This window comes from Acidithiobacillus albertensis (assembly GCF_001931655.1).
Taxonomy (GTDB): domain Bacteria; phylum Pseudomonadota; class Gammaproteobacteria; order Acidithiobacillales; family Acidithiobacillaceae; genus Acidithiobacillus; species Acidithiobacillus thiooxidans.
In genome coordinates, this window is record NZ_MOAD01000073.1 from 1 (window position 1) to 1684 (window position 1684).

Sequence of the window (1684 nt, forward strand, 5' to 3'; positions counted from 1 at the left end):
CATGTTTTTCGGCAGGGCGGTGACCAGGACATTTTTAGTTTCCGCGACACCATGATGGAGGATACCTACGCTGGCATGGGTGCCGGGAACCGTGTTGCCGACCATGGGCGGCAGTTGCCCGACGTTGTAAACCGGTTTGCTGTCATAAGTCACAATGACATCACCGGGCTGAATGCCGGCCTTGGCAGCGGGGCTGCCCGGCATCACCGAAGCCACGAGGGCGCCTACCGGTTCCTGAAGATGCAGGGCCTGGGCCATTTGCGGGGTGACATCCTGCACTTCGACACCCAGATACCCGAACTGAATGGGTTTATGGTCCTTGAAGTCCTGCACCACACGCATGACGGTATTGATGGGGATGGAGAATGACAATCCCATATATCCGCCGCTGTTGGTATAAATCTGATCATTGATGCCGATCACCTGGCCCTTCATGTTAAAGAGCGGACCACCGGAGTTGCCGGGATTAATGGGCACGTCGCTCTGGATGAAAGGAATGTATTCGTCATCAGGCAACGGCCGGTTCATGGCGCTGACCACCCCCTGGGTGACGGTATTGTAAAAACCGAAGGGCGCACCTACAGCCAGCAACCACTGTCCGACTTTCAGATGATCAGAATTGCCGATAGGGACAGTGGGAAGATCCTTGGCATCAATTTTCAGCAGGGCCGTGTCGTATCGCACCGAAAGTCCAATCAGTTTGGCGGGATAGGCATGATGATTGGTCAGGGTGACGACAATATGATTGGCACCCCGTACTACGTGACCGGCGGTGACAATGTAACCATCCGGGCTGATGATAAATCCGGAACCCAGTGATTGAATTTTTTCGTGCTGCTGATGGCTGGGACCGGCTTGTCCGGGTGCGCCGAAGTGCTGAAAAAACTGGTAAAAAGGAGAATTTGGCGGAAACGGATTGTGCTGTTGGTGGATGACTTTGTTGGTGGTGCTGCTGATGTTCACCACTGCCGGACCATAGCGATCAATAATGGGGGTAAAGTCCGGGAGGGCAACCAGCGCCTGTTGGGGTGCGGTGTTGGTGTTGATGGATAAGGCGGGAGCCGTAGGGGTGGCATCGGCCTGTGCCCATTCGGTGGCGCCCAGGGTAAAACCAAAGCACGCAGCGACAACAGCAGTAATCAGTAGTTTCGGGCGTTTCAACAGGGTTTTCGGGCGACTATTCGCCATAGGACTCTCCTTACGAATCGTGATATTGCAGGATGCATAAATGGGCCAAAAACATGGAATTATAATTACATATACCGTCATTTTATGTGGCAATGGAATGAGCACAATGGATACTTAACGATTCAGGCCTCAGTCCATCGTCAGCCACGATCTCAAAACGCGCTGCCATGACTGGGTTAGTTCAGATGATTATTGTTGATGACCTCCCAATGGCTTCCGCCCGGTTTCCCGACTTCGATCAGCTGAATTTGACCGTTACTGATCATGGAGCATCGATAAATCAGACCGTGCAAATGTCTGCACTGATTGATTTTTGTTTCTTTGACTTCCTGATCAATATGCTGCCTCTGACTCTTGGTAATATTCATGTCCATGTTGTTGTCTTTAATGGCGCGGATAATATCTGCTTTTTTGAGTGCCCGACGTACATCCTGATGGCTAGGTCCGAAGGAACATCCAGACAGTCCGATAACAGTAAAAAGCAACAAAAAAGAGA

Annotated in this window: 2 protein-coding genes; both read right to left on the reverse strand. The window is 51.5% G+C overall.

What is annotated here, in order from left to right; all coding sequences use genetic code 11:
• Positions 1 to 1188, reverse strand: a 1188-nt coding sequence (locus BLW97_RS17990; protein ID WP_075324160.1) for a trypsin-like peptidase domain-containing protein, incomplete at its 3' end; no start/stop codon positions are given.
• A 176-nt stretch (positions 1189 to 1364) separates the two neighbouring features.
• The coding region (locus BLW97_RS19580; RefSeq protein ID WP_158025239.1) for a hypothetical protein at positions 1365 to 1684 on the reverse strand (320 nt) is incomplete at its 5' end.